Source organism: Achromobacter sp. (assembly GCF_050285565.1).
Lineage (GTDB): Bacteria > Pseudomonadota > Gammaproteobacteria > Burkholderiales > Burkholderiaceae_B > Achromobacter.
Window position 1 is genome coordinate 147,633 of sequence record NZ_JBLZXG010000013.1, and the last position, 7,938, is coordinate 155,570.

Annotated in this window: 5 protein-coding genes; 2 read left to right on the forward strand and 3 right to left on the reverse strand. The window is 68.4% G+C overall.

The annotated features are described in order from the left end of the window. The first annotated feature begins 141 nt into the window (after positions 1 to 141). Both ACN6O8_RS24280 and ACN6O8_RS24285 read left to right on the forward strand, forming a co-directional pair. Positions 142 to 2,268 carry a transglycosylase SLT domain-containing protein gene (locus tag ACN6O8_RS24280; protein WP_427993544.1) on the forward strand — a complete coding sequence of 709 codons (2,127 nt, stop codon included), beginning with the start codon at positions 142 to 144 and terminating at the stop codon, positions 2,266 to 2,268. Beyond that, a complete protein-coding gene (locus tag ACN6O8_RS24285) occupies positions 2,265 to 3,368 on the forward strand; it encodes a CCA tRNA nucleotidyltransferase (RefSeq protein ID WP_427993534.1) in 1,104 nt (367 codons plus the stop codon). Before ACN6O8_RS24280 ends, ACN6O8_RS24285 begins: the two co-directional genes overlap by 4 nt. An 11-nt stretch (positions 3,369 to 3,379) precedes the next feature. On the opposite strand, the gene ACN6O8_RS24290 is transcribed toward ACN6O8_RS24285, so the two are convergent. The 3 genes from ACN6O8_RS24290 to ACN6O8_RS24300 form a co-directional block, all read right to left on the reverse strand. Continuing rightward, on the reverse strand, positions 3,380 to 4,561 hold the full coding sequence (locus ACN6O8_RS24290) for a class I SAM-dependent methyltransferase (RefSeq protein WP_427993535.1): 1,182 nt from the start codon (positions 4,559 to 4,561) through the stop codon (positions 3,380 to 3,382). A gap of 89 nt (positions 4,562 to 4,650) precedes the next feature. Further along, on the reverse strand, positions 4,651 to 6,405 hold the full coding sequence (locus tag ACN6O8_RS24295) for a DEAD/DEAH box helicase (protein WP_427993536.1): 1,755 nt from the start codon (positions 6,403 to 6,405) through the stop codon (positions 4,651 to 4,653). Between the two features lie 277 nt (positions 6,406 to 6,682). Then, complete coding sequence (locus ACN6O8_RS24300) at positions 6,683 to 7,444, reverse strand: uracil-DNA glycosylase (RefSeq protein ID WP_427993537.1); 762 nt, start codon at positions 7,442 to 7,444, stop codon at positions 6,683 to 6,685. Between the last annotated feature and the right edge of the window lie 494 nt (positions 7,445 to 7,938).

Genomic DNA, 7,938 nt, shown 5'->3' on the forward strand with positions numbered 1-7,938 from the left:
GCGCGCGAATTTCCTCGCCAACGATCGCGCGGACCGCCGCGGGGACCAGCCCGCGCCTTGCCGCGCCTGTCTCTGCGCCCATCACTGCGCGGACCCGCAAGCCGCTGGCAAGGTTGGCGCATGAAGCCCGCGCGCAACGCCATGGCCAGCGTCCTGGCCCCGCAATCCGGACGGTATCAGAAAACCGGCGGGAAATCCCCGCGCGCGGCCGACGCCCGCGCCGGCCTGCGCCGCTGGCTGCCGCTGCTGGCGCTGTTCACCGCCGCCTGCGCGCCGGTCGACGCGCAGCAGCGCACCGCCGCCGTCAGTCCCCAGCCGCAACCGGCCGCGCAGGCCCCGCAGCCGGCCATAGCCGTGCCGCCGGCCGTGCTGGCCGGCCTGCCGCCCACCGCCGACACGCCCGCCCTGGCGGCCGTGGTCGCCGCGCGCGAGGCCATGAACCGCAAGCAGTGGTCGATCCTGGGCGCCCTGGTGCCGCAGGCCAAGTCCGATCCCCTGGGGATGTACCCGGAATACTGGCTGTTGCGCTATCAGCTCTGGAGCCCGCCCGCTGGCGGGCGACCGACCGCCGAATTGCAGAAGTTCATCAACAACAACGATGATGCCTACCTGGCCGACAGGCTGCGCGCCGATTGGCTGCTGGCCGCCGCGCGCAGCGGCGACTTCGACACCGTGCGCAAGCTGGCGCCCGTCAAGAACAGCAATGCCCAGGTCGAGTGCGCCATCCTCAACGCCAAGCACATGACCGGCCAGCGCGCCACCGCCGCGCAGGCCATGGCGGTGTTTTCGCCGGGCGGCGCCTGCTGGGCGCTGTACGACCAGTTGGTCGCCGACAAAGTGCTGGGCTGGGAGCACCTCGAACCGCAGTTGCGCGACGCCATCGAGGCCAACAAGACCGCCGACGCGCGCAAGTTCGTGCAATACATGTTCGAGCCGCGCGACCAGAAGACCTACGACGTCCTCATCAAGGATCCGATGCGCTGGCTGACGCGGCAGGACCGCCTGCCGGTGGGCCGCAACGAAAAAGAGCTGGTCACCATCGCGCTGGCGCGTCTGGCTCGATCCGACATCAACGTGGCCGATTCCTACCTGCGGCGCGAATGGGCCAAGTCCATGGCCAAGTCGAACCTGGCCTGGATCCGTGGCCAGTACGCGCTGGTGGCCGCGCTCAACCTGGACAGCCGCGCCGACGATTGGTACCACGAGGCCGGCCACATCCGCATGACGGAATACAACGCCGGCTGGAAGGTGCGGGCCGCGCTGCGCCAGCCCAAGATCGACTGGAAGTGGGTGATCGAATCCATCGACCAGATGCCGCCGGCGCAGCAGCAGGATCCCTCGTGGGTCTACTGGAAGGCGCGCGGCCTGGCCGCCACCGGCCATCGTGAGCAGGCCAACGCGGCCTATGCCTCGATCGCCGACCGCTTCGATTTCTACGGCCAACTGGCCGCCGAGGAGCTGGGCCGGCGCATCACCGTGCCGCCGCGTCCGGCGCCCATCACCGATCGTGAGATCGCCGAGGCCCGCGCCAATCCCGGTCTGCGCCGCGCGGTGCAGTTGTTCCGCCTGGGCTGGCGCCAGGAGGCCGTGCCCGAATGGAACTTCGCGTTGCGCGGCATGACCGACCGCCAATTGCTCGCCGCGGCCGAACTCGCGCGCGCCGAGAACATCTACGATCGTGTAGTCAACACGTCCGATCGCACCGAAAAGGAATTCGACTTCAGCCAGCGCTTCATCGCGCCGTTCGAGGGCCGCGTCACCGCCAAGGCCAACGCCATCGCGTTGGATCCGGCCTGGGTCTATGGCCTGATCCGCCAGGAATCGCGCTTCATCATGGACGCGCGTTCGCACGTCGGCGCCTCCGGCCTGATGCAGTTGATGCCGGCCACCGCCAAGTGGGTCGCGGGCAAGATCGGCATGAGCAACTTCACGCCCGACAGCGTCAACGACTTCGATACCAACACGGAGCTGGGCACCAACTACCTGAACATGGTGTTGCGCGACCTGAACGGCTCGCAGATGCTGGCCAGCGCCGGCTACAACGCCGGACCGCGGCGCCCGCACAACTGGCGCTCGACCTTCAGCCATCCGGTCGAAGGCGCGATCTTCGCCGAGACCATCCCGTTCAACGAGACGCGCACCTACGTCAAGAACGTGATGTCCAACTCGGTCTATTACGCCGCCATGTTCAGCGGCCAACCGCAGTCGCTCAAGGAACGCCTGGGCAACGTGGTGCCGCTGGGCGCGGAAAGCACCACCCTGCCATGACGGGGGATGTGGCGACGCAGGGCCTGCGGGTCTACATTGTGGGCGGGGCGGTGCGCGATGCGCTGCTCGGTCTGGCGCCGGGCGACCACGACTGGGTGGTGGTCGGCGCCACGCCCGAAGACATGGCGCGGCGCGGTTTCATTCCGGTGGGCGGCGATTTCCCGGTGTTCCTGCATCCGGTGACCAAAGAGGAATACGCGCTGGCGCGCACCGAGCGCAAGTCGGGGCGCGGCTACAAGGGCTTCACCTTCTACACTGGCGCCGACGTCACGCTCGAGGAAGACCTGCGCCGCCGCGACCTGACCGTCAATGCCATCGCGCAGACGCAGGATGGCGAGCTGGTCGACCCGCTCGGCGGCGGCGCCGACGTGCGGGCGCGCGTGTTCCGTCACGTGGGCGAGGCCTTCGAGGAAGACCCCGTGCGCATCCTGCGCCTGGCCCGCTTCGCCGCGCGCTTGCCCGATTTCAGCGTGGCGCCCGAGACCCTGGCGCTATGCCGCCGCATGGTCGAGGCCGGCGAGGCCGATGCCCTGGTGCCCGAGCGCGTCTGGAAAGAAGTGTCGCGCGGTCTCATGGCCGCGGCGCCGTCGCGCATGTTGAATGTGTTGCGGCAGTCGGGTGCGTTGGATCGCGTCATGCCCGAACTGCGGGAGTCCGAGGAGACCGGCGGCGACGTCGATCGCGCGGCCGCGCGCAAGCTGTCCCTGCCGGGGCGTTATGCGTTGCTGTGCCGCCTGTCGCCCGAACGCGAGGCCCTGGGCCGGCGCCTGCGCGTGCCCACCGAGTGCAACGACTATGCTCGCCTGCTGCCCGAGATGCTATCGGGCTTGGATGCCACGCAGGCGGCCAGCGCTGATGTCGCCGAAGCGCAGCTCGCGTTGCTGGAGCGCGTCGACGCGCTGCGCAAGCCCGAGCGCTTTTTCGACCTGCTGGAAACGGCGGCGGTGTTGCGGCCGGTGGCCATCGATGCCTGGCGCGGGCGCGCCGAGGCGGTGCGTGACGTGGATGCTGGCGCCATCGCCCGTGCCTGCGCCGGGGATCCCGCGCGGATCAAGCAGAGCGTGCGTCAAGCGCGCCTGCAGCGGCTGCGCGCCGCCTGAGGGCGCGTTTCCTACAGCTTGCCGAGGCGGTCGCCGCGTGCAAAGCCGATCAGGGGTTGCGTGATGCCGCGGCCCACGGCCAGCACTTTGAACAGTTCGCCCATCTCGGCTTCCGACAGCAGCTTCTGCACCGGCGCCACCGCCTGCGCATAGGCGCGCGCGTCGCTCGGATCCAACTGCGCCAGCAATTCCATCAGGCCGGCGTTCATCAGGAAGCGCGCCTGCGAGGTATAGCCCAGCACCTGCAATCCGGCCGCTTGCGCCGCGTCCGCCATGGCGGTGAAGTCGACGTGGGCGGTGATGTCCTGCAGCCCGGGCGCGGTGAACGGGTCGCCATGCGCGTGATGGCGCAGATGGCACATCAACGTGCCGGCGGCGCGTTGCGGATGGTAGTACTCGCCTTGCGGAAAACCGTAGTCGAGCAGCAGCGCCGCGCCTTGTTCCAGCCAGCCGCCCATGCCCTCGATCCAGGCTTCGGCCTGCAGATTGATTTCGGACACATAGCCCGGCAGCGCGGGCATGCGCGCCGTCACCGCCTCGGCCAGCCGCGGCGGGGCCGGCCGGTCTTCCCAGACAAAGCCCTGGGCCGCATCCCAGGCGACGCCGCGTTCCAGCACCGCGCCATCGTCGCTCCAGCGGAACAGCGTCACCGGCATGGCGTCCAGCACTTCGTTGGCCAGCACGCACCCGCGAAAACCCGTGGGCAGCGCCTCCAGCCAGCGCACGCGCTCGCCGCACGGCGCCAGCCGCTCGGCCTGGCGCGCGCGCAGGTCGGCCGATACTTCAAGAATCAGGTACTGCGCGCCCGCCAGTCCGAGCGCGTCCAGTTCGCGCAGCACGCCTTCGGCCAGCGCGCCGGTGCCAGCGCCGAACTCCAGCACCGTCTGGGTATCTGTCTGCCGCAGCACCTGGGCCACCTGGCGCGCCAGGGTGCGGGCGAACAGGGGCGTCAGTTGCGGGGCGGTGACGAAATCGCCCGCGGGCGCGCGCTCATCGGCCTCGGCCAGCTTGACGTTACCCGCCGCGTAATAGCCCAACCCCGGCGCATACAGCGCTTCGGCCATCCAGTGATCGAATGGCAGCCAGCCGCAAGCGGCGCTGATCGCGGCGCGCAAGTGCGCGGCGGCGGCATCGCTGTGGGCCAGGGCGGCGGGAGAGAGCGGGGGCAGGTTGGCGGGGGCGGGGCGTTGCATGGCGGAAAATCAGGACGTCGTGAATACGGCATTTTCCCAAAAAACAAACCCCGCGACAGGCGCGGGGTTTGTTGGGAGCCTTTCAGGGCTTAGCCGCGGCGGGCGCCGGCAGGCTTGCTGAAGCGCTTGGCGGGGCCGCCGGGACGCTTGTCGAAGCTGGGGCGGTCAGCGCCACGGAAGCCGCCTTCGCGCTGCGGACGGTCGCCGAAGCTGGGACGATCGCTGAAGCTCGGGCGCGAATCGCGGTCGCCGCCACGGAAGCCGCCTTCGCGCGGGCCGCGCTCGTTGAACGGACGCGGGTCGCGCTGGGGGCGGTCGCCGAAGCTGGGGCGATCGCTGAAGCTCGGACGGGCGTCGCGGTCGCCGCCGCGAAAGCCGCCTTCACGTTGCGGACGGTCGCCGAAGGGACGATTGCCCTGGTAGCCGCCTTCGCGCTGGGGACGATCACCGAAGCTGGGGCGATCACCGAACGAACGGGCCGGGCGGTCGCCGAACGGGCGGTTGCCTTGATAGCCAGCGCCGCCTTCGCGGGCGCCCTGGTAACCGCCCTCGCGCGGCTTGAATTCGCCACGCGGGCCGCCGAACGAACGGCCTTCGCGCGAACCGCCTTCACGGTGACCTTGATAGCCACCGCCAAAGCCGCCCGGACGCTTGCCAAACGGCTTGCCGCCGCGCGGCGCGGCGCCGGCCGACGGGCGCGGGGTGCGCTTGGGCTCCAGGCCGGCGATTACTTCGGGCGTGATGGACTGGCCGATGTAGTGCTCGATGCGGCGCACCTTGTGACGCTCCGAATGCGTGGCCAGCGTGAACGCCAGGCCGTTGCGACCGGCGCGGCCGGTGCGGCCGATGCGGTGCACGTAGTCTTCGGCCTGCATCGGCAGGTCGAAGTTGACGGCGTGGCTGATGCCTTGCACGTCGATGCCACGGGCGGCCACGTCGGTGGCCACCAGGATGCGCAGCTGGCCGCGTTGCAGTTGCGACAGCGTGCGGGTGCGTTGGCGCTGATTCATGTCGCCATGCAGGGCGGCGGCGGCAAAGCCCTGGTCGGCCAGGCGGTCGGCCAGGTCGTCGGCGCCGCGCTTGGTGGACGTGAAGACGATGGCCTGATCCAGCGTGGCGTCGCGCAGGACGTGATCCAGCAGCTGCATCTTGTGGCTGGCGTCGTCCGCGTACAGCAGGCTTTGCGTGATGTTGGTGTGCTTTTCCTTGGAGCCGGCCATCTCGATGCGTTGCGGATCGCGCATCATGCGCGCCGCCAGCTTGGCGATGGTGCCATCCAGGGTGGCCGAGAACAACAGCGTCTGGCGTTCCGCCGGCAGGCGGCCGACGATAGTTTCGATATCCTCGATGAAGCCCATGTCCAGCATGCGATCGGCTTCGTCCAGCACCAGCGTGTGCACGGTGTTGAGCTTGACGCGGCCGGCCTGGAGATGGTCGATCAGGCGGCCGGGCGTCGCGACCAGCACGTCGACGCGGCGCGACAGCGCCTTCAGTTGGGCGCCGTAGGGCATGCCGCCGACGACGGTGGCGGTGCGCAGATCGGCCAGCTTGCGGCCATAAGTGGCGGTGGCTTCGGTGACTTGCAGGGCCAGTTCGCGGGTCGGGGTCAGCACCAGCACTTGCACGCCGACGCCCTTGTTGGCGGGCATCTGGGCGATGCGGTGCAGCGCGGGCAGCATGAAGGCGGCAGTCTTGCCGCTACCGGTCTGCGAGGACACCATCAGGTCGTGGCCGGCCAGCGCCTGGGGGATGGCCGAGGCTTGCACGGGGGTGGGGGTGGTGAAGCCGGCATCTTGCAGGGCCGACAACAGGGCGGGCGCGAGACCCAGGGTTTCGAAAGACATAACTTTCCCTTGCCGCGATAAAAGCGGCGCAGTGCTTGGTCGGGCCAGGGGATTAGGCGGCCGGATCCAGGCGACGGTTGATGGAGCATCGTGCCGACCGAATCAACCGTGCGCGTGGCGCGTTCCCGTGATACTGCTTGGAACGCAGGGCGAAAGGAAAGGAGGTCAGGAATCGATGATGTTCGGCATGGGCCTGGGCTTGGTTGCCCGGCAGACTGCTGGAATTTCCGCTAAATCAAGGCGGTAAATGCCGAACTCGTTTTGTGCAGTGCGGCGATCATAACCCGAATTCGCCTTGCTTGGGAATTAATTTTTGGCTCAGCTTCCAATCAATAGGGTTTTTCCCTTGGTCGGCTAGCCACTGGTTGGTCTTGAGGAAATGGCCGCAGCCCAGGAACGGCACGGGCGGGCGCCGCGCGGACAGGGGCGACGGGTGGTTGGCCATCAGCACCAAGTGGCCGCTGTTGTCGGGAAGCAACGCCCGCTTGGCCTGGGCGTGCGCGCCCCACAGCATGAATACCTTGGGTGACGGGTCCTCGGCCACCCGCGCGATCAATGCATCCGTCACTGTTTCCCAGCCGCGCTTGGCGTGCGACGCGGGCTGGCCATCTTCCACCGTCAGCGCGGTGTTCAGCAGCAGCACGCCCTGTTCGGTCCACGCAGTGAGGTCGTTGCCAGCCGGCAGCGGCGTGCCCGGATATTCCTGCGCGATCTCGTTGAAGATGTTGCGCAGGCTGGGCGGGCGCTTGCAATCGTCCGGCACGGAAAACGCCAGCCCCTGCGCCTGGCCGGGGCCGTGATACGGATCCTGTCCCAGGATCACCACCCGCACGTCCGATGGCGCCAGCCCATGCAGGGCGCGAAACGGCTCGGCCGGATAGACCACCGCGCCTTCGGCCAGACGCTTTTCCACATGGGCGGTCACGGCCGCCAGCGCCGCGGCGACGCGCGGGGCCTGCAGGGCGGTCTGCCAGGCGGCGGGCAATTGCGCCGTCTGGGCGGCGAGGGCGGAGGGAATCAGGCGGTTGTCGATCGGCATGGGCGCGATTTTGGCACAGCGCGAGCCGCGCGAGCGTTGCCGGCAAGGCGTGGTTCCCCAAGCGATTTCAGATTGTTCCCATCGCCAGCGGCGGCGTGGTCCGCTAATTTATCGACGTAATTATATGTAACTTTATGGGCGCTGTTCCGCTTCTGCATATTCTCGATTGTCGCCAGAAGATCTGTGAAAAATAGGGCATAAATTGAAATGCGCGCTTAATTAATTCGATTCCGCTCCGTTATGGAAGGAAACCGAGAATTTCAATAAGAAACAAGTGCATACCATCGTATCGCGAAGCCGCCTCCGGCAGAGGCTGCTTCCCTGCCTGGCGCTGTGCGTTTCATCCATCGCCTCCCTGACCTTCCCGCCTCGCCTGGCCGCGCAATCCTTGCCCGCGGAGGCCGCCACTCGCGCCAACGACATCCAGCGCCGCCAGGAGCAGGAACTGGACGCCCAGCGCGCCCGCGCCGCCGAGCGGCCGGACGTGCTGTCGC